This is a genomic window from Enterobacter sp. 302C9 (assembly GCF_034106085.1).
GTDB lineage: Bacteria > Pseudomonadota > Gammaproteobacteria > Enterobacterales > Enterobacteriaceae > Enterobacter > Enterobacter asburiae_B.
Genome location: NZ_JAWNBW010000014.1, coordinates 60311 through 85985 on the forward strand (window position 1 = coordinate 60311; position 25675 = coordinate 85985).

A 25675-nucleotide genomic window follows, 5' to 3' on the forward strand; every position below is an offset into this window, starting at 1 on the left:
ATGGTCTGTGAATCAGTATAGAGATTTTCCCTCGAAAGGCTTTGCTTTTTGTCATTAATTCGCCCCGCCGAGGGTGTCAGATAGTGCCAGCTTAATCGGTTCAACAGCGAAGGTCAGTCCTTTTTCGCCGTTGTCCGCCACAACATAGCGGATCGCGCCTTCGGTATCAGCGTAGTAACGCTTGTTTTTCCCGGCGGTAAGGAGTTTTTGCAGCTTTTGCTGGCTTTGCTTTTTCGTCAGCGCAGGGGTAAAGGCCTGCAGTACCGCGCTCATGTACTCCAGCGCTTTCGCCTTAGCGGCTTTCTGCTCTGGCCCCTGTATCGGCAGCCAGGTGATTTGCATGCTTTTGATTTTTAACGTACCGCGCTCCAGCGCCGTGGAAGCATACAAATTCTCGTTAATTTTGCTTGCCGCACGGGTCAGTGTGGGGGTATCGCGTGAGCCATCAATGGCGCGGAACTCATCCAGCGGCAGCGTGGGGTTGGTCTGATTGAAGGTTTCACGAAACTGGCTGATGGACTGATCGAACGACGGCGCGCCCGCCAGCAGATAGGGTGCTGTGGTCGGGGCTGTGGTTTCGGCGGCGTGCAGGGGATAACCCGCGCTGAGCAGCGCTAAACACAGGAAAAGAGAACGTGCCGAACTTTTCATCAACATTGCCCCTGGCCGTAAGTGCTCATGATTAAAACGATATCTGGTCGGCTTGTCAAAAGGTCACAACTCCAGGGTAAAATACGCGCTATACGATAATAAGGAACCTTACATGACCATACAGCAGTGGCTGTTTTCATTCAAAGGGCGTATTGGACGCCGTGATTTCTGGATCTGGATGGTGACGTGGGTTGTCGCCATGCTGCTTCTGTTTTTCGTGGCTTACAACGCCTGGCTGAGCACGCAAACGGCGGCCTTCGCGCTGGTCTGCCTGCTATGGCCAACGGCGGCGGTTGTCGTAAAACGGCTGCACGATCGCGGGCGTTCCGGCGCGTGGGCATTTCTGATTATTCTGGCGTGGATGCTGGTGGCGGGAAACTGGGCGATGCTGCCGTCCATCCTGCCGTGGGTTGTGGGCAGGCTGCTGCCGTCGGTCATCTTCGTGATGATGATTGTCGATCTGGGCGCGTTTATTGGCACCCAGAGCGAAAATAAATACGGTAAAGATACCGTCGAGGTGAAATACCGCTGATCACCAGTAGTGTTCGGCGGTCATATGGCCCGGTCGGCGGCGAAGATGTTTCGTCATCTGCCGGGTATCCTTCAGAAGCTGCTGCGTGTCCCGCACCATCTGGGGGTTGCCGCACAGCATGACGTGGCTGGTTTCAGCGTTCAGCGGCAAACCCACCGCGTCTTCCAGGGCTCCACTCTCAATTAACGCCGGCACGCGGCCGGTAAGCGCTCCTGCTACGGTTTCACGGCTGACCACCGTCTGAATCTTTAACTTCCCGCCGTACTGCTGTTCAAGCGCCTGCATTTGCGGCAAATAGCTCAGGTCTGCGGCGTAGCGCGCAGCGTGAACCAGCACGATGTTTTTAAAGCGCTCCAGATCTTTGCCGTACTGCAAAATAGAGAGATAAGGGCCGATGGCCGTACCGGTTGCCAGCATCCAGAGCGTGTCGCAGTCAGGGATCTCTTCGAGCACAAAGAAGCCTGCTGCTTCACTCACAATTTGCACCTCGTCGCCGGGCTTAAGGGCGGCAAGGCGCGGGCTGAGCTTACCGTCAGGAACGGTGACCAGATAGAACTCGAGATCCGGGTTATCAGGCGCGTTAACGTAAGAGTAGGCGCGCTGCACGCGCTCGCCGTCGACGTCCAGCCCCAGCTTCGCAAATTGCCCGGCTTTAAACGGGTGAACGGGAGCATGTACGGTGAGACTAAATAGCGCATCGGTCCAGAACTGTACCTTTGTGACTTTACCTGTTACCCAGTCCGCCATGATCTTCTCCTGTGCTGTTTCTCTGTTCTATCTTCCGTACTTGTGGTGACAATTTCCAGCCCGTCAGGGCCGGAAAGCTCTATCGATCAAACGGTTTTACAGAATGTGCGTCTGCACGTCCGGGTCTTTGCGGTCGAGATAGTGGATAGACTGGATGCGGCGAATGGTGCGTGATTTACCGCGAATCAGCAGTGTTTCAGTGGTGGCCATATTGCCCTTGCGGGTGATGCCGTCCAGCAGATCGCCTTTGGTGATGCCGGTCGCCGAGAAGACAACGTTATCGCTACGCGCCATCTCGTCCAGAGCCAGCACTTTATTGGCCTCGATGCCCATCGCTTCGCAGCGCGCCAGCTCGTTTTCCCCGATACGGCGGTTCTCTTCGCTGTCGCCTTTCACCTCATGGCGGGGCAGTAGACGGGCCTGCATATCGCCATCCAGCGCGCGGATCACTGCCGCGGAGACCACACCTTCCGGCGCGCCACCGATGCCGTAGAGCACGTCGACTTCGCTGTCCGGCATGCAGGTCAGGATCGAGGCGGCAACGTCACCGTCAGGGATAGCAAACACGCGCACGCCGAGCTTTTGCATCTGCGCGATGGTGGCGTCGTGACGCGGTTTCGCCAGAATCGTCACGGTAAGTTCGCTAAGGGGTTTGCCCAGGGCTTTGGCGATGTTTTGCAGGTTCTCTTCCAGCGGCAGGCTAAGGTCGATTGCGCCCTTCGCGCCTGGACCGACAATCAGCTTTTCCATGTACATGTCCGGCGCGTTCAGGAAGCAGCCCTTATCGCCGACGGCCAGCACCGCTAACGCATTGGCCTGACCCATCGCCGTCATGCGGGTGCCTTCGATCGGGTCAACCGCGATATCCACGGCATCGCCTTTGCCGGTACCGACTTTTTCACCGATGTAGAGCATCGGCGCTTCGTCGATCTCGCCTTCGCCGATCACGATGGTGCCGTCAATGTTGACCTGGTTAAGTACAATACGCATGGCATGGACGGCTGCGCCGTCTGCGGTATTTTTGTCGCCACGGCCCAGCCATTTATAGCCTGCAAGGGCGGCCGCTTCGGTGACGCGGGAAAACTCGATAGCAAGTTCACGTTTCATAAGGTACTCGTGCAATCAAAAGGAATTGCACGAAGTTTATCACAGAGTGGGTAAGGTGCGGTCTGTACTCCCCTCACCCTAACCCTCTCCCCAAAGGGGCGAGGGGACTTAAAACACCCTCTCCCCTTTGGGGAGAGGGCCGGGGTGAGGGGGATTACTCTTCGTGCTCTTCCCACGCCAGGGCGCGTTTCACCGCTTTTTTCCAGCCGCTGTAGCGGAAGTTACGCTCGGTGGTTTCGATGCCCGGGCGGAATTCGCGTTCGATAACCGCTTTTTCCTGCAGCTCGTCCAGGTTCTGCCAGAAGCCTACCGCCAGACCGGCAAGGTACGCCGCGCCCAGCGCCGTCACTTCACGCACTTCAGGGCGCTCAACGCGGGTGCCGAGAATGTCGGACTGGAACTGCATCAGGAAGTTATTCGCTACCGCACCGCCGTCCACGCGCAGGGCGTGCAGACGAATGCCGGAGTCAGCCTGCATCGCTTCCAGCACGTCGCGCGTCTGGTAGGCGATGGATTCGAGAGTAGCGCGAATAATGTGGTTAGAGTTCACACCGCGCGTCAGGCCGAAAATTGCGCCGCGTGCATACGGATCCCAGTACGGTGCGCCCAGACCGGTGAACGCAGGCACCACGTACACGCCGTTGGTGTCTTTCACTTTGGTCGCGAAGTACTCGGAGTCGAACGCATCGCTGATCAGCTTCATCTCGTCGCGCAGCCACTGAATGGATGCACCCGCCATGAACACCGCACCTTCCAGCGCATAGTTCACTTCGCCGCGCGGGCCGCAGGCGATGGTGGTCAACAGGCCGTTTTCTGATTTCACCGCTTTCTCGCCGGTGTTCATCAGCATAAAGCAGCCGGTGCCGTAGGTATTCTTCGCCATCCCTTCCTTGACGCACAGCTGGCCGAACAGCGCCGCCTGCTGGTCACCGGCGATACCGGCGATAGGAATACGGGTGCCGCCTTTACCGCCGATGTTGGTCTGGCCGTACACTTCGGAAGACTTACGCACTTCAGGCAGCATCGCGCGCGGAATGTCCAGCGCGTCCAGCATCTTGTCATCCCACTCAAGGGTGTTGATGTTGAACAGCATGGTACGCGAGGCGTTGGTGTAGTCGGTCACGTGAACGCGTCCCTGGGTCATCTTCCAGATAAGCCAGGTATCGACGGTACCGAACAGCAGCTCGCCGCGTTTTGCACGCTCGCGTGAACCTTCCACGTGGTCGAGGATCCATTTCACTTTGGTGCCGGAGAAATACGGGTCAACCACCAGACCGGTGGCGCTGCGCACGTACTCTTCCATACCGTCGCGCTTCAGCTGTTCGCAGATCTCGGATGTACGGCGGCACTGCCAGACGATAGCGTTGTAAATGGGCTTACCGGTTTCGCGTTCCCAGACAATCGTCGTTTCACGCTGGTTGGTAATACCAATCGCGGCAATCTCGTCGGAACTGATATCGGCTTTCGCCAGCACTTCGACCAGCGTGGAGCTTTGCGATGCCCAAATCTCCATTGGGTCGTGTTCTACCCAGCCTGGACGAGGATAAATTTGCTCAAATTCGCGCTGTGACACGCTGACGATGTTCGCGTCATGATCCATTACGACAGCGCGGGAGCTGGTAGTGCCCTGGTCGAGCGCAACGATATATTTTTTTTCGGTCATGGTATGTGTCCCGTAGTCAGATTACAGCGAAGCTTTTTGTTGTGCGGTAGAAGTCGTTTCCTTCTCCTCTTCCACACAGGTGTCGCACGGTAAGTGGCGACCAATTAATTTGCGGTAGCTAAACGCACCCAGCGCAGCCCCGACAACCGGCGCAAACATCGGTACCAGGAAGTAAGGAATATCTTTGCCACCGGTGAAGGCGACGTCGCCCCAGCCAGCGATAAAGGCGAAGGCTTTTGGTCCGATATCACGTGCCGGGTTCATCGCGAATCCGGTCAGCGGGCCCATGGATGCGCCAATTACCGCAATCAGCAAACCAATCAGCAGGGGTGCCAGCGGGCCGCGCGGAATGCCGTTTCCGTCGTCGGTCAGCGCCAGGATAACGCCCATCAGAATAGCGGTAATCACCATTTCAACTGCGAACGCCTGCACAAAATTAATATGCGGGTTAGGGTAGGTTGAGAAGATGCCTGCCAGATCCAGACTTTCGACGCTGCCGCGTACCATATGATGCGTCTGTTCGAAGTCGATGAAAAGATTGTAATAAAGCCCGTAAACTAACGCCGCTGCGCAAAACGCGCCGGCAAACTGAGAAAGAATGAAAGGAACAACTTTGCGTCCGTCGAAGCACGCGAACAGCCACAGTGCGATTGTCACCGCCGGGTTAAGATGTGCACCAGAAACCCCTGCAGTCAGGTAGATGGCCATCGCCACGCCCAGACCCCAGATGATACTGATTTCCCACTGACCAAAACTGGCACCCGCCACTTTCAGTGCAGCGACACAGCCCACTCCGAAGAATATCAACAACCCGGTACCAAGGAACTCGGCAATGCACTGGCCTTTTAAGGTTGATGTCTGACTCATAATCGGAATCCTGAAGAAATTGATGTTTATTGTTAGCATGGCCGCCCGTGACAGCCACGATGCCCTGTAGACATAGTGTTAATTTATCGTTAACGAGCAAAAACGAGAAATATCGAAATCAAAATGTGTGGTCTGTGTCAATAAAATGAGCGTTTTCGCGCCATAAAGCACATTTTTGCATCAGTACAGGAATGTGAGCTGAATCATTTCATTAACGAATCAGTTAACAATTTAGGGGTATATGATGCGAACACACCAGGACCAGACCTAAAAGTGTTGCAAACCGCGATCTGCGCGGTGTGTCGCTGGACACAGAGCGCCGCGCTCCATACAATCGACGGTATATGTCGTGCGCGTTTATGTTAAAGCGTCGCCTTGCAATTCAGGAGAGGTAGCATCATGTCTTTAGAAGTGTTTGAGAAACTGGAATCGAAAGTACAGCAGGCGATTGACACCATCACCCTGCTGCAGATGGAAATTGAAGAGCTGAAAGAAAAGAACAACAGCCTGGCGCAGGAAGTTCAGAACGCTCAGCACGGCCGCGAAGAGCTGGAGCGCGAAAACAACCAGCTGCGCGAACAGCAGAACGGCTGGCAGGATCGCCTGCAGGCGCTGCTGGGACGTATGGAAGAGGTTTAATTCCCATTGGGATGAACTGAACAGGCCGGGTAAGGCGAAGCCGCCACCCGGCTTTTTTTATGGTTTGATGTCAGTCGGCGATCACCATAAAAAAGGCCGCCAAAGGCGGCCTTAACGCTACTTGTCCTGCGCTGTCATAGCAAAAGCAACGAACACATTGGGTTCATCACTCTTTACAACGAGTACGCTGGCGACAATGAACGCGATACATAAATAGCGTTTCATTATGCGGTCCCTGCAGCTAACCGCTCCACCGTTCACCACCGGTGATAAGTCGGTGGACACAAGCCCTGGTGTTAGCCTGCTTTACGGTAGTGAATACACCTTTCCCTGGACCGATGCCCATTTGCGAGATGGCGGAAAGGGACGCTTCATCATAATGAGCATCAACCGTGGAGTTAAGGTATTCATAGACAATTAGGATTTTATAAAGGTTCTGAGGGGTTGCCCAAGGCTTGGACGAGAGTATGATGAAACTCCCTGGTGTTAGTCTGCAAAACTTCCCAACGGACCGCGAATCCTGAGGGGACAAAAAAACCGCCACATTGCTGTTGGCGGTTTTTTTATGGTTCTCGCTGACTTTTTACTACTCGATATCCAGCGCGTCTTCCGACAGGATAATACCGGTATTATCGGCGTAGAGATGGTCCCCGGAGAAGAAGGTCACGCCGCCGAAATTGACGCGCACGTCGCTTTCGCCGATGCCGTCACCCGCTGCCCCTACCGGTATGGCCGCGATGGCCTGAATCCCGATATCCAGGTCTTCCAGATCGTCCACCTGACGCACGGAACCGTACACCACAAGGCCTTCCCACTCATTCTGGACGGCAATGCCGGCCAGTTCAGCATCAATTAATGCACGGCGCACGGAACCGCCGCCGTCGACCACAAGAACGCGGCCGCGGCCATTCTGTTCGAGCAGATCGTACAGCAACCCGTTGTCCTCGAAACATTTCACCGTGACGATTTGACCGCCAAACGACGACCTCCCACCAAAGTTGGAGAACAGCGGTTCAACGACGTTGACATCTTCCTGGTAGATGTCACAAAGCTCGGAGGTATCGTATTTCATAGGTTTAACGCTCAGTTGCTGCGAATGTGTTCAGTATATCGTGCGAAATGCGTTGTTGGCAAAATCATCAATTGTTAATTGATATTTGTCAGCTAACGCAGCGTCTGGCTTAAAACAATCCCGATGACGAACAACAGGTTAGTCAGCAACGCGCCTTTTACCGTGCGTTCCAGCATCGGCGGCATGGCGGACGGGCTGATTTCACGCATCACAAAGCGGGCCTGCTTAATCAGCAGCGGCGCGGCAAGCACAAACAGCCAGCCCCATAAACTCTGCAAGGAAATCAGGTTAAACAGCGCCAGGCAAACCAGCGCGCCAATGAGCAGGCAGGCATGATAGCGGCGCGCATTAACCGGTCCCAGACGAACCGCCAGGGTATTTTTGCCGTTCTCGCGATCGCTGTCGATGTCGCGCAGGTTGTTGATGTTGAGCACCGCCGTCGCCAGCAGACCGCAGGCGGTCGCGGGCAGGAAAAGGGCAGGGATCACCGTATGCGCCTGCAGGTACCAGCTTCCCATCACGCTCAGCCAGCCGAAGAACATCAGTACGGAGATATCCCCGAGCCCAATATAACCGTAAGGACGCGTGCCGACGGTGTAGGTGATGGCCGCGATAATGGCCAGTAAACCCAGCACCAGGAAGCCAATGAAATCGCTGGTGGTCTTAGACGCCACCGTCACCAGCGCCAGGCCGGATACGCAGATCAGCGCTACGGTGATAATCAGCGCGCGTTTCATCTGCGCCTGGGTAATCACCCCTTTCTGCATTCCGCGCAGTGGCCCTATGCGGTCCGGCTTATCGCTGCCCTTTACCGCGTCGCCGTAGTCGTTGGCGAGATTGGAGAGAATTTGCAGCAGGCCGGCGGTAATCAGTGCCAGCGCGGCGACCAGCGGATCAAAATAACCCTGCCACCAGGCAAGGGCGGTGCCGACGATAATTGCGGCAAAGGCCAGAGGAAGCGTTTTAGGGCGCAGACTTTCGAGCCACGCCTGAGTACGGCTGATGTCAGTCATAAGTATTTAGCCAATAAAAATGGGGGCATTAGCCCCCATTAAACGTGATGAGAATCCAGTAACCGCGATTATAGGATAAAACGGCTCAGATCTTCATCTGCCACTAACGCATCCAGATGTTTACTCACATATTCTGCGTCAATGGTAACGGTTTGACCGTTAAGGTCGCTCGCGTCATAAGAGATATCTTCAACCAGGCGTTCCAGCACGGTATGCAGGCGACGCGCACCGATGTTCTCGGTGGTTTCGTTGACCTGCCATGCGGCTTGGGCAATACGCTTGATACCGTCTTCGGTGAACTCGAGGTTCACGCCTTCGGTCGCCATCAGCGCTTTGTACTGTACGGTAGCAGAGGCGTTTGGCTCGGTCAGGATACGTTCGAAATCTTCGGTAGTAAGCGCCTGCAGCTCAACGCGAATTGGCAGACGCCCCTGCAGTTCGGGGATCAGATCCGACGGGCTGGCAACCTGGAACGCACCGGAAGCGATAAACAGGATGTGGTCCGTTTTCACCATGCCGTGCTTGGTGGAGACGGTGCAGCCTTCAACCAGCGGCAGCAGGTCGCGCTGAACGCCTTCGCGGGACACGTCCGGGCCGGAGCTGTTGCCGCCGCGCTTACAAATTTTGTCGATTTCGTCGATAAACACGATACCGTGCTGCTCAACCGCGTCGATAGCGTCCTGCTTCAGCTCTTCCGGGTTTACCAGCTTCGCCGCTTCTTCTTCAATCAGCAGCTTCATCGCGTCTTTGATTTTCAGCTTACGCGCTTTCTGCTTCTGGCCGCCCAGGTTCTGGAACATGGACTGCAGCTGGCTGGTCATCTCTTCCATGCCCGGAGGCGCCATGATTTCCACACCCATTGGCGCGGCAGCGAGATCGATCTCAATCTCTTTGTCGTCCAGCTGGCCTTCACGCAGTTTTTTGCGGAATGCCTGGCGCGCCGCGGATGGTTCCGCCTGCTGCTCTGCCTGGCCCCAGTTGTTTTTTGCCGGTGGAATCAGCACGTCGAGAATGCGCTCTTCGGCCATCTCTTCCGCGCGATAGCGGTTTTTCTCGATCGCCTGGACGCGCACCATCTTGATCGCCGAGTCGGTCAGATCGCGGATGATGGAGTCCACTTCTTTACCCACATAGCCCACTTCGGTGAACTTGGTGGCTTCAACCTTGATGAACGGCGCGTTAGCCAGCTTCGCCAGACGACGGGCGATTTCGGTTTTACCGACGCCGGTCGGGCCGATCATCAGAATGTTTTTCGGCGTCACTTCGTGGCGCAGCTCTTCATCAAGCTGCATACGACGCCAGCGGTTACGCAGGGCGATAGCCACCGAACGCTTGGCGTTATCCTGGCCGATAATGTGTTTGTTCAGTTCGCTGACAATTTCGCGTGGGGTCATTTCAGACATGGGAGATCCTTACGCTTTGGAGGTCAATTCTTCGATGGTGTGGTTGTGGTTGGTATAAATGCAGATATCACCTGCAATATCCAACGCCTTCACCGCGATATCACGCGCATTCATGTCGGTATTTTCCAACAGCGCGCGGGCTGCAGCCTGGGCATAAGGGCCGCCAGAGCCGATGGCAATCAGGTCATTTTCCGGCTGAATGACGTCACCGTTACCGGTGATGATCAGCGAGGCGGTTTCATCGGCCACGGCCAGCAGCGCTTCGAGCTTGCGCAGCATGCGGTCGGTACGCCAGTCTTTCGCCAGCTCAACGGCAGCTTTCACCAGATGACCCTGGTGCATTTCCAGTTTGCGTTCAAACAGTTCAAACAGCGTGAAGGCGTCCGCCGTGCCGCCTGCAAAACCGGCGATCACTTTGTCGTTGTAGAGGCGGCGCACTTTCTTCACGTTGCCTTTCATGACGGTATTACCCAGCGTGGCCTGGCCATCACCGGCGATTACCACATGGCCGTTACGGCGTACACTTACTATTGTTGTCACGAGCAGACCCCCTGGTTACAGAATCGGGAAACAGAAGCCCTGAGCCTGTGCTCAGGGCTGAATTAAATGATAGATGGGGGGGATTTCGGGGGTTTCAACCCCCGGAGGCGAGTCGAATGCAGTTTGTGTGGCCGGCGATTTTCAAACGAGAAATGGTGCCATCGGCATTTTCTTTGCCTTTGACCGGACCAATCACCACGCGATTCCAGCCGTTATTGGTGGTAATACGCGAATCAAACCCTTCAAAGGCCAGCTGAGCACGTACCGTTTCCGCCTGCTCTGCGCCTTTGAACGAACCGCACTGTACCATCCAGCGGCGCTCGTCTTTTTTCTCAGCCGTCTGCTTCGGCGCTTCGGTCTCTTTGGTCACCGGCGCGGCCTGCTGCGTTTTCGGCTGCTGCGCGGTGGTATGCGCTGGCGTCTGGAGCAGATCCTGATACGGCTGAGCCGCCTGTTTCTGCGGCTGCGTTTTCGGCTGCTGCTGGACAGGCTGAGACTGCGCCGTACGCGTCTGCTGCTGGTATGGCTGTTCCGTTACCCGCGGCTGTGCTTTCGGCTGCTGCACCGGCTGGGTTTGCGCCCACTGCTGCTGTTGCTGGATCTGCTGTTGCGCCTGACGTCGCTGCAGCGTTTGCTGGCGCTGTGCTGGCGTCTGCTCATTCCACGGTACTTCGTTCAGCTGCGTAGGCTGCTGGCGCATATCGGCCTGCATTTGGGCCAGCAGCTGACGCTGTTCATCCGTCAGCTGATTCGCATTCTGCACTTCACCACCCGCAGAAGGTTCGGTTGGCGCACGCACCCCGGGCTGACGGCTTTCCAGCTCTTTGATATACCTCCAGCGCTCTTCAGGCTTCGGAGGAAGGCCATTTCCGGCAACTTTACTGGCCTGAAGCGCCTCAGACTCTTCTTTTTTATGGTGCGTGATGAAGTACAGGCCACCAATAAAGGCGACGACTACAGCCGCAGCAATAGCGACCATTGCTGGCGAGACAGCAGGCAGGTTACGTTGCTTTTTCCTTGAGCTACTCTTTTTGCGTCGCGAAGGTGCCGGCTGGCCGCGACGTACATAATCTCGTTGTGCCACTATCGTTTCGCTGTATTTATTCGTTCGTCAGTCCGCCATGTTACTTAAGCGGCGGGGCTTTGACCAGATAAGGGTATCCGAAAGACGTTTACTTTAAGTCAATGCCTGGGTAGTGCCGCGGACAATCAGTTCGCAGTCCAGCAACCGCGAGCCGCTGCTAACTGTTTGACCGTGAAGCTGATCCAGCAGAAGGAGCATCGCTTCGCAGCCGATTTGGTAGCGCGGCTGAGCGACCGTTGAGAGCGGCGGATCGCAAAATTCTGAAAGCGAAATATTATCGAATCCGATGATCGATAAATCTTTCGGTATGCGAAGGCCGCGGCGTTTGGCGTACGACAATGCGCCCAGCGCCATCACGTCGCTGTGACAAAATACGGCGGTTGGCGGCTCAGGCAGGTCCAGAAGTTTCTCAAGCGCTTGTCCACCCGCGGCGAAGGTAAAGTCACCGCGCGCAATGTAGTGCGGATCGACGGTGACGCCGGTACGGCGCAGCGCCTGAACGTAGCCCTGCAAGCGATAATGACACAGCGGCATCTCTTCCGGCCCGGCAATACAGCCAATGCGCTTATGCCCCAGCTCCTGGAGATAGTTTACGGCGTTGAACGCGGCGGTGAGGTTATCAATGTGGACCGTCGGCAGCTCCAGCTCTGGCGCAAACTCGTTGGCCATCACCATCGGCGGTAAATTACGCTGCTCTTCAATGCTGGCATCAAACGGCAGGCGGGAGCCAAGCAGCAGCATGCCGTCGATCTGCTTGGTGATAATGAGATCGATGAAGGTTTTTTCCTGCTGGTTCTGGTGAGCGCAGTCGCCAATCAGCACCAGGTAACCCTGTTCCGCTGCGGTGACTTCAATACCGCGGATAATCTCGCTGAAGAAGGGGTCGCAGATATCCGGCACAATCACCAGAATGGTGCGCGACTCATTGCGTTTAACGTTACGCCCCATCGCCTGTGGGAAATAACCCACTTCAAGCGCAGCCTGCTCTACCCGGTTACGGGTCGCCTGGGAGACTTTATCCGGGTTCATTAATGCGCGGGATACCGTTGCCGTAGAGACTTGTGCTTTCTGGGCAACGTCTTTCATGGTCGCCGGTGCAACCTCTTTCCTGGACTTCAACGTCTTCTCCTCGCCTGAACACCGAACTTCTGACATCACCATTTTTACAGATAGTTAATGGAATCGGTTACAGAATTTTCATAAAAAGTGTGAGGAGCGTTAAATTTTTCGATCCGTCTTCAGCCTTCAATGGGATCGACGTCCAGTATCCACTTCACTTTTCGCGCTTCCGGCAGCGTGTTGATGAGCGCCAGCGTGCCGCTGACGATATGCTGCAGGCGAACACGTGAGGGGTGCTGAAGTAAGATTTGCCAGCGGAAACGTCCGCCGCGCTTTGGTGCGAGTGCCGGCACCGGGCCCAGGATCCACAGCTGATTATCCACCAGCGGGCTGGCCTGCAGGAGGTTTCTCAGCTGCTGCAGGAAAAGCGGCGCCTGCTGGTTATTGTGATCTTCCGCGCGGATGATGACGTGGCTGGTCCACGGCGGCAGCTGCATGGTCTGGCGTTCGGCCAGCGCCTGCTCGGCAAAGGCGTCATAGCCTTTATGCAGCAGGGTTTGCAGCAGCGGGTGCTCAGGATGGTGCGTTTGCAACACCACTTCGCCCTGTTTACCGGCGCGACCGGCGCGCCCTGCCACCTGGGTATACAGCTGGGCGAAGCGCTCGGCTGAGCGGAAATCTGCCGAGAACAGCGCGCCGTCCACGTCCAGCAGGGCGACAAGCGTCACGTCCGGGAAGTGGTGGCCTTTCGCCAGCATCTGGGTGCCAATCAGGATGCGCGCGCCGCCGCGATGCACTTCCGCCAGCTGCTGTTCCAGCGCGCCCTTGCGGCTGGTGGTGTCCCGGTCGATACGCGAAATAGGCACGTCCGGGAAGAAGGGGCCAAGCGCCTGTTCCAGCTGTTCCGTCCCCAGACCGACCGGCACAATATGCGTGGAACCACACGACGGGCACTGGCGCGGCACCGGGCGCTGGCTGTCGCAGTGGTGGCAGCGCAAATGCCGCTGGGCCTGGTGGAAGGTATAGTAGTGGTCGCAGCGCGGGCACTCTGCAATCCAGCCGCAGTCGTGGCACAGCAGGGCGGGGGCGAATCCGCGGCGGTTCAGAAACAGAATGACCTGGTTCCCCGCCTGCAGGTGCTGGCGCATGCGGGTAATCAATGCAGGCGCTAGCCCGGCCTGAACCTGCTGACCTTTCAGATCCAGCACGTGCTGAATGGCCGGACGGGCATTCCCCGCCCGACGCGTCAGGCGCAGCATGTGGTACTTACGCTGGCGCACGTTGTGCAGCGTTTCGAGCGCAGGCGTGGCGGAGCCGAGAATAATGGGAATCTGCTCACTGTGCGCGCGATAGACCGCCAGATCGCGGGCGTGATAGCGCCAGCCTTCCTGCTGTTTATAGGAGCTGTCGTGCTCTTCGTCGATCACGATAACGCCAAGATTTTTAAACGGCGTAAACAGCGACGAGCGGGTGCCGATCACAATCGCCGCTTCGCCGTTTTTGGCTTTCAGCCAGGCGCTGAGGCGTTCGCTGTCGTTCAGGCCGGAGTGCAGCACCTCAACCGGCGCGTTAAAGCGCTCGCGGAATCGGGCGATGGTTTGCGGCGTCAGGCCAATTTCCGGCACCATCACCAGCGCCTGTTTGCCCTGAGCCAGCACGTTTTCCAGCACGCTCAGGTAGACTTCGGTCTTGCCGGAACCGGTGACCCCCGCCAGCAGCCAGGCAGAGAAATGATCGGAGGCGCTATGAATCGCGCCCACGGCGGTGGCCTGCTCGGTATTCAGACGCAGGCGATCCCCTGAAACGGAGAAACTCACCCGCCAGTCGTAAAGAGCGGGAGCTTCGCTGGCCAGTTCGCTCAGCCCTTTCTTTCTTAAGGCCTGTAGCGCCGTTTCGCTGACCTCAAGCTCGTCGACCTGATGTCGCCAGATTTTTCCCTGACGCAGCGCCGCCAGCGCCTGCTGCTGTTTCTGCGATCGCTTCAGGCTGTTGATGTCCACCGCCTGGCCCTGCTCGGTGGCAAACCAGTACCACATCGGCGCATGGCTGGCGCTTTTGCCCTGGCGCAGCATGATGGGCAGGGCGTGGAACAGCACGTCGCCAATCGGGTGATGATAATAATCCGCCGCCCACAGCAGCAGTCGCCAGGTGCTGGTGGAGTAAACCGGCTCGCTGTCCAGCACCTCAACGACCGACTTCAGCTCGTTAAGCGGTAATTCGCTTTTATCGCTGACGGAGACGACGATCCCCACGCGCTGCTGTTTGCCAAATGGCACGGTCACGCGGCAGCCCGCTTTGGCGCTCATGCTGTCGGGCAGCAGGTAGTCAAAGGTGCGGGGAAGCGGAACGGGCAGGGCAACGTGAGCGACGGGCATCGAATCTTCCTGACTTGAAAAGTGGCGCGTTAGTATACACATTAGTAAAAGCGGCGTGCGGATCAGTTTGCATACGTTGGTCAAATTCTGTATGATTCGCCGCCTTTGGTGTACTTTACGCCAAAGAACTTACAATCAACATCGCGTGGTGTCTGGCGTTAGGGCTGGAAGAGCGACGCGGCCTTAACTGAGGTTCTCCCATGAAAAAAGATATTCACCCGAAATACGAAATGATTACTGCAAACTGTTCTTGCGGTAACTCTATCCAGATCCGCTCTACCGTGGGTCACGATCTGAACCTGGACGTGTGCGGCAAATGCCACCCGTTCTACACTGGTAAGCAGCGTGACGTTGCAACCGGTGGCCGTGTTGACCGCTTCAACAAGCGTTTCAGCATCCCGGGCGCTAAATAAGTTTCCCGAAAAAAAGGCACCGCAAGGTGCCTTTTTTGTATCCGCTTCTCAGTATTCCCACGTATCCGGGTCAATACCCAGTTCACGCATGATCACCTTCGCCTCTTCCGGGATTTCATCACTGCGCTCTTTGCGCAGATCTTCATCGTTCGGCAACGGTTGACCGGTAAACGCATGCAGAAACGCTTCGCACAGCAGTTCGCTGTTGGTCGCGTGGCGCAGGTTGTTCACCTGACGACGCGTACGTTCATCGGTGAGGATCTTCAACACCTTCAGAGGAATGGAAACCGTAATTTTCTTTACTTGCTCACTCTTCTTACCGTGCTCAGCGTATGGGCTGATATATTCGCCGCTCCATTCAGCCATGAGATACCTTTAATCCTCTCAGTCATTTATTTAAAGGTGCAAAACCTGTAACCACCCGTTTTGAACCGCAATCTTGTCTAGTTTACCGTAGAGACGATACCGTGGCACGGATATTGCCGCTGCAGCGTGCACTAAAGCATATAATTTTAACGGCTATTTGCGCATTGCTCAATCTATACGCAAAGAAGTTTAGATGTCCAGATGTATTGACGTCCATACTTTCAGTGTTTACTCTGGTGCCTGACTTTTCACCTCATTCGCCAGGAAGCCCTCACCATGACGCGTAAACAGGCCACTATTGCAGTGCGTAGCGGATTAAATGATGACGAGCAGTACGGCTGCGTTGTCCCGCCGATTCATCTTTCCAGTACCTATAATTTCACCGGATTTAATGAACCCCGCGCGCATGATTATTCGCGTCGTGGCAACCCTACGCGTGACGTGACCCAGCGCGCGCTGGCCGAGCTGGAAGGTGGCGCAGGTGCAGTATTAACCAATACGGGGATGTCCGCCATTCACCTGGTGACCACGGTGTTCCTGAAACCGGGCGATCTGCTGGTCGCGCCGCACGACTGCTACGGCGGCAGCTATCGCCTGTTTGACAGCCTGGCGAAACGCGGCTGCTATCGCGTCCTGTTTGTCGATCAAAACGACGAACAGGCGCTGAAACAGGCCCTGGAAGAGAAACCGAAGCTGGTTCTGGTGGAAAGTCCAAGCAATCCATTGTTGCGCGTTGTCGATATTGCGAAAATTTGTCAGCTCGCAAGGGATGCGGGAGCGATAAGTGTAGTGGATAATACGTTCCTCAGTCCGGCCCTTCAGAACCCACTCGCACTGGGTGCCGATCTGGTATTGCATTCATGCACTAAATATCTGAACGGCCATTCTGATGTGGTGGCGGGCGTGGTGATTGCCAAAGATCCCGACGTTGTCACCGAACTGGCATGGTGGGCCAATAATATTGGCGTCACCGCGGGGGCCTTCGACAGCTATCTGCTGTTGCGCGGCATCCGCACGCTGTCGCCGCGCATGGACGTAGCGCAGCGCAATGCCCAGGCGATTGTCGATTTCCTGAAAACCCAGCCGCTGGTGAAAAAGCTTTATCACCCGTCGCTGCCGGAAAATCAGGGGTACGAGATTGCCGCGCGTCAGCAGAAAGGGTTTGGCGCGATGTTAAGTTTTGAACTGGACGGTGACGAGCAAACGCTGCGTCGCTTCCTGAGCGGGCTGTCATTGTTTACGCTGGCGGAATCCTTAGGTGGGGTTGAAAGCTTGATCTCCCACGCCGCGACCATGACGCACGCAGGTATGGCACCGGAAGCTCGTGCCGCCGCCGGAATTTCTGAGACGCTGCTGCGTATCTCAACCGGCATTGAAGATTCTGAAGATTTAATTGCCGATCTGGAAAATGCCTTCCGGATCGCAGCCAAGGGGTAATCATGAGTGTGATAGCGCAGGCAGGGGCGAAGGGTCGTCAACTGCACAAGTTTGGTGGTAGTAGTCTTGCTGATGTGAAATGTTACCTGCGCGTTGCAGGGATCATGACGGAATATTCACAGCCGGGTGACATGATGGTTGTCTCAGCGGCGGGCAGCACCACCAACCAGTTGATTAGCTGGCTGAAACTGAGCCAGACCGATCGCCTTTCTGCGCATCAGGTGCAACAGTCCTTACGCCGTTACCAGAGCGAGCTGATTGCCGGCTTGCTGCCTGCGGACGTTGCGGACGGGCTGATCAGCGCCTTTACGCATGACCTTGAGCGTCTGGCTGCCCTGCTGGACAGCGGAATTACCGACGCGGTGTATGCCGAAGTGGTGGGCCACGGTGAAGTGTGGTCCGCGCGCCTGATGGCCGCCGTGCTGCAACACCTGGGCGTGGAAGCGGCCTGGCTCGACGCGCGTGATTTCCTGCGCGCCGAACGCGCCGCGCAGCCGCAGGTGGATGAAGGGTTGTCCTACCCGCTGCTGCAACAGCTGCTGGTGCAGCACCCGGGCAAACGTATTGTCGTCACCGGCTTTATCAGCCGCAGCAACGCGGGCGAAACCGTGCTGCTGGGCCGTAACGGTTCGGACTACTCGGCAACGCAGATTGGTGCCCTGGCGGGCGTGTCCCGCGTCACCATCTGGAGCGACGTGGCCGGTGTGTACAGCGCGGACCCGCGTAAAGTGAAAGATGCCTGCCTGCTGCCGCTGCTGCGTCTCGATGAAGCCAGCGAGCTGGCGCGTCTGGCCGCGCCGGTGCTGCACGCGCGCACGCTGCAGCCGGTTTCCGGCAGCGATATCGACCTCCAGCTGCGCTGCAGTTACACCCCGGATCAAGGCTCCACGCGCATTGAGCGCGTGCTGGCGTCCGGTACCGGGGCGCGTATTGTCACCAGCCACGACGACATCTGCCTGATTGAGTTCCAGGTGCCTGCGGGCCAGGACTTCAAGCTGGCGCATAAAGATATCGACACGATCCTGAAACGCGCCCAGGTGCGTCCGCTGGCCGTTGGCGTGCATAACGATCGCCAGCTGCTGCAGTTCTGCTATACCGCGGAAGTGGCGGACAGCGCGCTGAAAATTCTGGATGAAGCGGGCCTGCCGGGCGAGCTTCGCCTGCGTCAGGGGCTGGCGCTGGTGGCGATGGTGGGCGCGGGCGTCACCCGTAACCCGCTGCACTGCCACCGCTTCTGGCAGCAGCTGAAAGGCCAGCCGGTGGAATTCACCTGGCAGTCGGAAGAGGGCATCAGCCTGGTCGCCGTCCTGCGTAAAGGCCCAACCGAGAGCCTGATTCAGGGTCTGCACACCTCCCTGTTCCGCGCGGAAAAGCGCATCGGCCTGGTGCTGTTCGGGAAAGGCAACATCGGTTCCCGCTGGCTGGAACTGTTCGCCCGCGAACAGGTGACGCTCTCGGCGCGTACCGGATTCGAATTCATTCTCGCGGGCGTGGTGGACAGCCGCCGCAGCCTCCTGAACTACGAAGGGCTGGACGCCAGCCGCGCGCTTGCGTTCTTTAATGATGAAGCGGTTGAGCAGGATGAAGAGTCGCTGTTCCTCTGGATGCGCGCGCACCCGTATGACGATCTGGTGGTGCTGGACGTTACCGCAAGCGAACAGCTTGCGGATCAGTATCTGGATTTCGCCAGCCACGGTTTCCACGTCATCAGTGCGAACAAGCTGGCGGGGGCGAGCAGCACCGATAAATACCGCCAGATCCACGACGCGTTTGAAAAAACAGGGCGCCACTGGCTCTATAACGCCACCGTTGGGGCTGGCCTGCCGGTTAACCACACCGTGCGTGACCTGATTGAAAGCGGCGACAGCATTCTGGCGCTGAGCGGTATCTTCTCCGGCACGCTCTCCTGGCTTTTCCTGCAGTTTGACGGCACCGTACCGTTCACCGACCTGGTGGATCAGGCGTGGCAGCAGGGCTTAACCGAGCCCGATCCGCGCGTTGACCTTTCCGGCAAAGACGTGATGCGTAAGCTGGTGATCCTGGCGCGTGAAGCCGGTTATGACATCGAACCGGACGCCGTACGCGTCGAATCGCTGGTGCCTGCCGGCTGTGAAGAAGGTTCTGTGGATCATTTCTTTGAAAATGGTGAAGAGCTTAACGAGCAGATGGTACAGCGTCTGGAAGCGGCGAACGAGATGGGGCTGGTACTGCGCTACGTGGCGCGTTTCGAGGCCAACGGAAAAGCGCGAGTCGGCGTCGAGGCGGTGCGTCCTGAACATCCGCTGGCGGCGCTGCTGCCGTGCGATAACGTCTTCGCCATCGAAAGCCGCTGGTATCGCGATAACCCGCTGGTGATCCGCGGCCCTGGCGCGGGACGCGATGTCACCGCTGGAGCCATTCAGTCCGACATCAACCGTCTGGCTAAGCTGCTGTAAAGCCTGAATTTCCCTCTTCCTGTGGGAGAGGGTTAGGGTGAGGGCCTCAGACCGCACTCACCCTCATCCTGAATTTCCCTCATATTCCCTGAGCAAACCTCACCGTTATTGTTGATTATTTATGTTGACGTCCCTCCGCTTTTCCGTCATTTTTACATCTGGACGTCTAAACGTATAGAAGTTCACAACACAACAAATAACGACATGCGATTGATAGAGGTAAGGTATGAGCTTTTTTCACGCCAACCAGCGGGAAGCACTGAATCAGAGCCTGGCCGAAGTAAACGGCCAGATTAACGTCTCTTTTGAATTTTTCCCGCCGCGCACCAGTGAAATGGAGCAAACCCTGTGGAGCTCTATCGATCGTCTTAGCAGCCTGAAGCCGAAGTTCGTCTCCGTGACTTACGGTGCGAACTCCGGCGAGCGTGACCGTACGCACAGCATCATTAAAGGCATCAAAGATCGTACCGGTCTGGAAGCAGCGCCGCACCTCACCTGTATCGACGCGACCCGCGACGAGCTGCGGGCCATCGCTCAGGATTACTGGAATAACGGCATTCGTCATATCGTCGCTCTGCGCGGTGACCTGCCGCCGGGCAGCGGTAAGCCGGACATGTATGCCGCCGATCTGGTCGCGCTGCTGAAAGAGGTGGCTGATTTTGATATCTCCGTTGCCGCTTATCCTGAGGTGCATCCGGAAGCGAAAAGTGCCCAGGCCGATCTGCTGAACCTCAGGCGTAAAGTGGACGCCGGCGCGAACCGTGCCATTACCCAGTTCTTCTTTGATGTGGAAAGCTACCTGCGATTCCGTGACCGCTGCGTCTCCGCGGGCATCGACGTTGAAATTATCCCGGGTATTCTGCCGGTTTCTAACTTCAAACAGGCGAAGAAGTTCGCCGATATGACCAATGTCCGCATTCCGCTGTGGATGTCCAAAATGTACGAAGGGCTGGACGATGACCCGGAAACCCGCAAGCTGGTGGGGGCGAATATCGCGATGGACATGGTGAAAATTTTAAGCCGTGAAGGGGTGAAAGATTTCCACTTCTATACGCTGAACCGCGCGGAGATGAGCTACGCCATTTGCCATACGCTGGGCGTTCGTCCGGCGTAATAAGCACAAAGCCCTCGTAATACGAGGGCTTTTTAGTTACGCGAATAGTTAAAAGGTATTAGCTATCGAATCTGTGGATTAATTCAACTATAACTTATTGCTAGTGGTGTATATCGTAACGGTAACACTGTAAAAGGGAGCATAGCGATGAGCACGTCAGACGAGACCAATAAAGCGGCATCGGTCGGCAAATGCCCGTTCCACCAGGGCGGCGTCGATCACAGCGCGGGGGCAGGTACAGGCAGCCGCGACTGGTGGCCAAAACAACTCCGCATCGATCTTCTTAACCAACATTCCAATCGTTCGAACCCGCTGGGTGAAGACTTCGACTACCGCAAAGAATTCAGCAAACTTGATTACTCCGCCCTTAAAGGCGACCTCAAAGCCCTTTTAACCGACTCTCAACCGTGGTGGCCTGCCGACTGGGGCAGCTATGCGGGCCTGTTTATCCGTATGGCCTGGCACGGCGCGGGTACCTATCGCTCCGTTGACGGGCGCGGTGGCGCAGGCCGCGGTCAACAGCGCTTTGCGCCGCTGAACTCCTGGCCGGATAACGTGAGCCTGGATAAGGCGCGCCGTCTGCTGTGGCCAATCAAGCAAAAATACGGACAAAAAATTTCCTGGGCCGACCTGTTTATCCTCGCGGGTAACGTGGCGCTGGAGAACTCCGGCTTCCGTACGTTTGGTTTCGGTGCCGGGCGTGAAGACGTCTGGGAACCAGACCTGGACGTGAACTGGGGTGATGAAAAAGCCTGGCTAACCCACCGTGACCCGGAGGCGCTGGCGAAGCGACCTCTCGCCGCCACCGAAATGGGCCTGATTTATGTGAACCCGGAAGGGCCAAACGCCAGCGGTGAACCTCTGTCTGCTGCGGCGGCCATTCGTGCCACCTTCGGCAACATGGGGATGAACGACGAAGAGACCGTTGCGCTGATCGCGGGCGGCCACACCCTCGGCAAAACCCACGGCGCGGGTGAAGCCACGCACGTCGGCACCGACCCGGAAGCCTCGCCGATTGAAGCGCAGGGCCTGGGCTGGGCCAGCACGCACGGCACGGGAATTGGCGCAGATGCCATTACCTCCGGTCTGGAAGTCATCTGGTCGCAAACCCCGACCCAGTGGAGCAACTACTTCTTCGAGAACCTGTTCAAATACGAATGGGTGCAGACCCGCAGCCCGGCGGGGGCGATTCAGTTTGAAGCCGTGGATGCTCCGGAAATCATGCCTGACCCGTTCGACCCGTCGAAAAAACGCAAACCTACTATGCTGGTCACCGACCTGACGCTGCGTTTTGATCCGGAATTCGAGAAAATTTCCCGCCGCTTCCTGAACGATCCGCAGGCCTTCAACGAAGCCTTCGCGCGCGCGTGGTACAAGCTGACCCACCGCGATATGGGGCCAAAATCGCGTTACCTTGGCCCGGAAGTGCCGAAAGAAGATCTGATTTGGCAGGACCCGCTGCCGCAGGCGGTGTTCAATCCGTCGAAAGAAGACATTGAAAGCCTGAAGGCGGAAATCGCTGCCTCTGGCCTCTCCGTGAGCGAACTGGTTTCCGTTGCCTGGGCATCAGCGTCGACCTTCCGCGGCGGCGACAAGCGCGGCGGCGCCAACGGCGCGCGTCTGGCGCTGGCTCCTCAGCGCGACTGGGATGTGAACGCCGCAGCGGTTCGCGCGTTGCCGGCTCTGGAAGCTATCCAGCGCACCACCAACAAAGCCTCTCTGGCGGATATCATCGTGCTGGCGGGCGTGGTGGGCGTTGAGCAGGCGGCGAAAGCGGCAGGCGTTTACGTCAACGTTCCGTTCACCCCGGGCCGCGTCGATGCGCGTCAGGATCAGACGGATATCGAGATGTTTAACCTGCTCGAACCGATTGCCGACGGCTTCCGCAACTACCGTGCGCAGGTGGATGTGTCCACCACTGAGTCACTGCTGATCGACAAAGCCCAGCAGCTGACGCTGACCGCGCCTGAGCTGACGGTGCTGATCGGTGGCCTGCGCGTGCTGGGTGCTAACTTTGATGGCAGCAAGAATGGCGTGTTTACCGACCGTGAGGGCGTGCTGAGCAACGATTTCTTCGTGAATCTGCTGGACATGAACACCCAGTGGAAGGCAACCGACGAATCTAATGAACTGTTTGCCGGAAGCGATCGCGCCAGCGGTGAAGTGAAATACACCGCCACCCGCGCCGATCTGGTCTTCGGTTCTAACGCCGTCCTGCGCGCGCTGGCAGAGGTTTATGCCAGCAGCGATGCCAGCGAGAAGTTCGTCCGCGACTTCGTTGCCGCATGGGCGAAGGTAATGGATCTGGATCGGTTCGACCTGCAGTAACCCTTGTGCCGGGTGGCGCTAAGGCTTACCCGGCCTACGGGCAAAAAAATCCCCGCTGATGCGGGGATTTTTGTTCACGCTATTTACTCCCACTCCTGCAGGAACCGCTGCCCATACTGGTCGGCCACCAGCAGCGCCGCATATACCTGATCCGGCGTTACGCCGCCGGGCATGTTGTGGATAGTTTCCCCTTCGGCACACGAGGCTTCCGCGATCAAACGCATTTTGGCCGGAATATCCTCTTTGATGTTCAGCTGCGCCAGCGTGATCGGCAACCCAACGCTGTGACAAAGCGCCGCGACGGCCTCTATTTCTTCTACCGGCGCGTTTTCCAGCACCAGCTGCGTCAGCGTGCCAAACGCTACTTTTTCACCGTGATAGAAGTGGTGCGCGTCCGGTACCGCCGTCATTCCGTTATGAATAGCGTGTGCCGCCGCCAGCCCGCCGCTTTCAAAGCCTACGCCGCTGAGATAGGTGTTGGCTTCGATAATGCGTTCCAGCGCCGGTGTAACCACATGCTGTTCCGCGGCCAGCATGGCTTTTTCACCCTCTTCAACCAGCGTGTTGTAGCACAGCTCGGCCAGCGCGAGTGCAGCCTGCGTACATTTGCCGCCCGCCATGGTGGTCGCGCCGCTGCGCGAGCAGGCGCGTGCTTCAAACCAGGTTGCCAGCGCATCGCCAATCCCGGCGGCCAGCAGGCGTGCCGGCGCGCCCGCGACCACTTTGGTATCGACGATTACCATGTTCGGGTTGTGCGGCAGCATCAGGTAGCGATCGAACTCACCGCTGTCGGTGTAAATGACCGAAAGGGCGCTGCACGGCGCATCGGTGGAGGCGATTGTCGGGGCTATAGCGACCGGCACGTCCATAAAATGGGCCAGCGCTTTAGCGGTATCCAGCGTTTTACCACCGCCGATACCCAGCACCGCCAGGCAGTCGGCGCTGTCTGCCAGCTTTTTCAGCCGATCGATTTCATTTTGCGAACATTCGCCGCCAAACGGCGCAATTTCGGCGTGCAGTTCGGCTTTTTTAAAACTCTGGCGCAGGGTCTCTTCGGCAAAACCCAGCACAAATTTATCGCCGACGACCAGCCAGCGATTGGCCAGGGGTTTCAGATAGTCGCCGAGACGGGTAAGCACATCAGCGCCCTGGATATATTTTCCCGGCGATTGAATGATACGGTCCATAACAGTTCTCCCTTAGAGGTTGAGGTTACCAAACGCGTTTTTCCAGTCCTGCTCGAACTTCTCTATGGCTGACTCTACCGCTGGCGTGCCGAGCATTTGTTGCGCTACGTCTAAGGGAAGCGTGATTGCCTCGCATCCCGCCAGCAGGCAGTCCAGCGCCTGCCGCGGCGTTTTGAAGCTGGCGGCCAGCACTTTGCTTTCCGGCGCGTGCAGTTCCAGCAGGGATTGCAGCTCCTGGACCATGCGAATGCCGTCACCGCCCTGCGCGTCAATGCGGTTTACGTACGGCGCGACATATTTCGCGCCTGCCAGCGCGGCGAGCAGGCCCTGTGCCGCGCTGTAAACGGCGGTCCCCAGCGTGGCTATCCCTTCTTTTTTCAACGCCTTAATCGCGATGAGCCCCTGAGCCGTCACCGGGATTTTCACCACGATGCCCGGGACGGCGTTACTCAGACGTTTGGCCTCTGCCACCATCCCTTCGGCATCGCGGCTCATGGTTTGAGCAAACAGCGTGCCTTCCGGCCCGATGGCTTTTTGCAGACGCGGCAGCACGTCCCAGATGGATTCACGGCTGGCGGCAACGATGCTCGGATTGGTAGTGACGCCCGCAATGGGGAAGACCCGCGCCAGGCGTTCAACTTCCGCCACGTTGGCGGTATCCAGGTACAGTTCCATTATTTTTCCTTAAGTCAGAAAGGCTGAACAAAGGATAAGGCGCGGGCAGGCAGGGCGGATACAGGCCAATTTTGCCAAATACTGGACAAATGTAATGTCCTTAGCGAAGTGCGAGAGCGATCACAATGCTATTTTTTGGCGGTCAGCTCGCTGTGATACTGGCGACGATATTCGGAAGGAGAGCGTTCGGTGTGCTTGCGAAAGAGACGGCAGAAGTAATTGCTGTCTGTAAACCCACAGCGTGCGGCGATATCTTTGATTTTAAGATCGTAGCCTTTCAGCAGCTGGCGCGCGTGTTCGAGTCGCGTTTGGGTCAGGTATTCGTTGAAACCCACGTTGCCAATCTTCTGAAAGAGGTGGGAAAGGTAGTTCGGCGAGACGTAGAACGCCTGCGCGACGGATTCACGGGTTAACGCCGAAGCATGATGTTCTTCGATGAAGCGGCGAATGGCCTCAAACAGGGCGCGGCTGCGGCTGGCGGTGTGGATGTCGCTGCCAAGCAGATCCCGGCAGTGGCTGAGCAAGCTTAATACCACCAGTATCGCGGTCTCTTGCTCATCCGGCTGCATCTGTAATTCGGTTAGCGTCTGCAGAAGAAAAGCACCCGTTCGCGGACCGCGGCGGGCAACCTGGAGCTGCTGCACAAGCGTATTGTCATGCTGTAACTCGATAGTCAGCAGCTGCTTACCGAAATGTATGCTCAGGGCGTCAGGCGATGGCTGCGTTAAGTGTCCAAAGGATGAAAATATCGCCTCACAGGGGGCATCAAGGGTAATGACGAGGCAGGGAGATGTTCGGGAATGCTGTTCAGACAGCGCTGAGAAATGAATCTGGCCCAGCGGTAGCGTGCGGTTTACCAGGTCTGCCAGGATTCGGGTGATATCGGAATGCATGAGAAGACTACCGAAATGTGCCGGGTGGCGCTAACGCTTACCCGGCCTACCAGTCACAGGTCCGGGCAAGCGCGG

Annotated in this window: 23 protein-coding genes; 7 read left to right on the forward strand and 16 right to left on the reverse strand. The window is 57.2% G+C overall.

All coding sequences use genetic code 11. From position 1 onward, the window contains the following. Nucleotides 1-54: 54 nt before the first annotated feature. Nucleotides 55-651 carry a DUF1454 family protein gene (locus UR289_RS19755; RefSeq protein ID WP_023309692.1) on the reverse strand — a complete coding sequence of 199 codons (597 nt, stop codon included), beginning with the start codon at nt 649-651 and terminating at the stop codon, nt 55-57. A gap of 112 nt (nt 652-763) precedes the next feature. Here UR289_RS19755 and UR289_RS19760 point away from each other — a divergent pair, with 112 nt between their 5' ends. Continuing rightward, on the forward strand, nt 764-1183 hold the full coding sequence (locus tag UR289_RS19760) for a DUF805 domain-containing protein (RefSeq protein ID WP_023293600.1): 420 nt from the start codon (nt 764-766) through the stop codon (nt 1181-1183). Here UR289_RS19760 and fpr read toward each other — a convergent pair whose 3' ends face one another. The 4 genes from fpr to UR289_RS19780 form a co-directional block, all read right to left on the reverse strand. Then, nucleotides 1184-1930: a ferredoxin--NADP(+) reductase gene (fpr, locus tag UR289_RS19765; RefSeq protein ID WP_029739198.1), complete on the reverse strand. Its 747-nt coding sequence runs from the start codon at nt 1928-1930 to the stop codon at nt 1184-1186. A gap of 96 nt (nt 1931-2026) precedes the next feature. Beyond that, nucleotides 2027-3037: a class II fructose-bisphosphatase gene (glpX, locus tag UR289_RS19770; RefSeq protein ID WP_045355537.1), complete on the reverse strand. Its 1011-nt coding sequence runs from the start codon at nt 3035-3037 to the stop codon at nt 2027-2029. Between the two features lie 154 nt (nt 3038-3191). After that, nucleotides 3192-4700, reverse strand: a complete 1509-nt coding sequence (gene glpK / locus UR289_RS19775; protein ID WP_023309688.1) for a glycerol kinase GlpK — start codon at nt 4698-4700, stop codon at nt 3192-3194. 21 nt (nt 4701-4721) lie between these two features. After that, nucleotides 4722-5567, reverse strand: coding sequence for an MIP/aquaporin family protein (locus UR289_RS19780; RefSeq protein WP_143347711.1), 846 nt, complete (start codon nt 5565-5567; stop codon nt 4722-4724). A 399-nt stretch (nt 5568-5966) separates the two neighbouring features. On the opposite strand from UR289_RS19780, the gene zapB reads away from it, so the two are divergent. Next, a complete protein-coding gene (zapB, locus tag UR289_RS19785) occupies nt 5967-6206 on the forward strand; it encodes a septal ring assembly protein ZapB (protein ID WP_010436935.1) in 240 nt (79 codons plus the stop codon). A gap of 586 nt (nt 6207-6792) precedes the next feature. Here the strand turns inward: zapB and rraA are convergent. From rraA to priA, 7 genes are all read right to left on the reverse strand, one after another. Beyond that, nucleotides 6793-7278 (reverse strand): ribonuclease E activity regulator RraA, encoded by a 486-nt coding sequence (rraA, locus tag UR289_RS19790; RefSeq protein ID WP_032662736.1) that lies wholly within the window; start codon nt 7276-7278, stop codon nt 6793-6795. A 92-nt stretch (nt 7279-7370) separates the two neighbouring features. Beyond that, nucleotides 7371-8291: a 1,4-dihydroxy-2-naphthoate polyprenyltransferase gene (menA, locus tag UR289_RS19795; protein WP_320711378.1), complete on the reverse strand. Its 921-nt coding sequence runs from the start codon at nt 8289-8291 to the stop codon at nt 7371-7373. Between the two features lie 68 nt (nt 8292-8359). Beyond that, nucleotides 8360-9694, reverse strand: coding sequence for an HslU--HslV peptidase ATPase subunit (gene hslU / locus UR289_RS19800; protein WP_023309685.1), 1335 nt, complete (start codon nt 9692-9694; stop codon nt 8360-8362). A 9-nt stretch (nt 9695-9703) separates the two neighbouring features. After that, complete coding sequence (gene hslV, locus UR289_RS19805) at nt 9704-10234, reverse strand: ATP-dependent protease subunit HslV (protein WP_008501802.1); 531 nt, start codon at nt 10232-10234, stop codon at nt 9704-9706. A gap of 94 nt (nt 10235-10328) precedes the next feature. Further along, complete coding sequence (gene ftsN, locus UR289_RS19810) at nt 10329-11318, reverse strand: cell division protein FtsN (protein WP_232938986.1); 990 nt, start codon at nt 11316-11318, stop codon at nt 10329-10331. A 93-nt stretch (nt 11319-11411) separates the two neighbouring features. Then, nucleotides 11412-12437: a DNA-binding transcriptional regulator CytR gene (gene cytR / locus UR289_RS19815; RefSeq protein ID WP_320711381.1), complete on the reverse strand. Its 1026-nt coding sequence runs from the start codon at nt 12435-12437 to the stop codon at nt 11412-11414. A 119-nt stretch (nt 12438-12556) separates the two neighbouring features. Then, a complete protein-coding gene (priA, locus tag UR289_RS19820; protein ID WP_320711383.1) occupies nt 12557-14752 on the reverse strand; it encodes a primosomal protein N' in 2196 nt (731 codons plus the stop codon). Nucleotides 14753-14952: 200 nt separating this feature from the next. On the opposite strand from priA, the gene rpmE reads away from it, so the two are divergent. Beyond that, on the forward strand, nt 14953-15165 hold the full coding sequence (gene rpmE / locus UR289_RS19825) for a 50S ribosomal protein L31 (RefSeq protein ID WP_003862040.1): 213 nt from the start codon (nt 14953-14955) through the stop codon (nt 15163-15165). A gap of 48 nt (nt 15166-15213) precedes the next feature. Here the strand turns inward: rpmE and metJ are convergent, their stop codons facing one another. Further along, entirely contained in the window at nt 15214-15531 is a 318-nt protein-coding gene (gene metJ / locus UR289_RS19830) for a met regulon transcriptional regulator MetJ (RefSeq protein WP_007369220.1), read from the reverse strand. 276 nt (nt 15532-15807) lie between these two features. Between metJ and metB the strand changes: the two genes are divergently transcribed. The 4 genes from metB to katG all read left to right on the forward strand — a co-directional run bounded on the left by metB (nt 15808) and on the right by katG (nt 22845). Beyond that, nucleotides 15808-16968: a cystathionine gamma-synthase gene (gene metB, locus UR289_RS19835; RefSeq protein WP_320711385.1), complete on the forward strand. Its 1161-nt coding sequence runs from the start codon at nt 15808-15810 to the stop codon at nt 16966-16968. Nucleotides 16969-16970: 2 nt separating this feature from the next. Then, complete coding sequence (locus UR289_RS19840) at nt 16971-19403, forward strand: bifunctional aspartate kinase/homoserine dehydrogenase II (protein ID WP_032662744.1); 2433 nt, start codon at nt 16971-16973, stop codon at nt 19401-19403. Nucleotides 19404-19629: 226 nt separating this feature from the next. Then, a complete protein-coding gene (metF, locus tag UR289_RS19845; RefSeq protein WP_033146931.1) occupies nt 19630-20517 on the forward strand; it encodes a methylenetetrahydrofolate reductase in 888 nt (295 codons plus the stop codon). Nucleotides 20518-20664: 147 nt separating this feature from the next. Further along, nucleotides 20665-22845 (forward strand): catalase/peroxidase HPI, encoded by a 2181-nt coding sequence (katG, locus tag UR289_RS19850; RefSeq protein ID WP_039264223.1) that lies wholly within the window; start codon nt 20665-20667, stop codon nt 22843-22845. An 83-nt stretch (nt 22846-22928) separates the two neighbouring features. Here the strand turns inward: katG and gldA are convergent, their stop codons facing one another. From gldA to UR289_RS19865, 3 genes are all read right to left on the reverse strand, one after another. Then, nucleotides 22929-24032: a bifunctional L-1,2-propanediol dehydrogenase/glycerol dehydrogenase gene (gene gldA / locus UR289_RS19855; protein WP_320711389.1), complete on the reverse strand. Its 1104-nt coding sequence runs from the start codon at nt 24030-24032 to the stop codon at nt 22929-22931. 12 nt (nt 24033-24044) lie between these two features. Next, nucleotides 24045-24707: a fructose-6-phosphate aldolase gene (fsa, locus tag UR289_RS19860; protein WP_320711391.1), complete on the reverse strand. Its 663-nt coding sequence runs from the start codon at nt 24705-24707 to the stop codon at nt 24045-24047. A gap of 128 nt (nt 24708-24835) precedes the next feature. Next, on the reverse strand, nt 24836-25600 hold the full coding sequence (locus UR289_RS19865) for an AraC family transcriptional regulator (RefSeq protein ID WP_320711392.1): 765 nt from the start codon (nt 25598-25600) through the stop codon (nt 24836-24838). Nucleotides 25601-25675 lie beyond the last annotated feature (75 nt).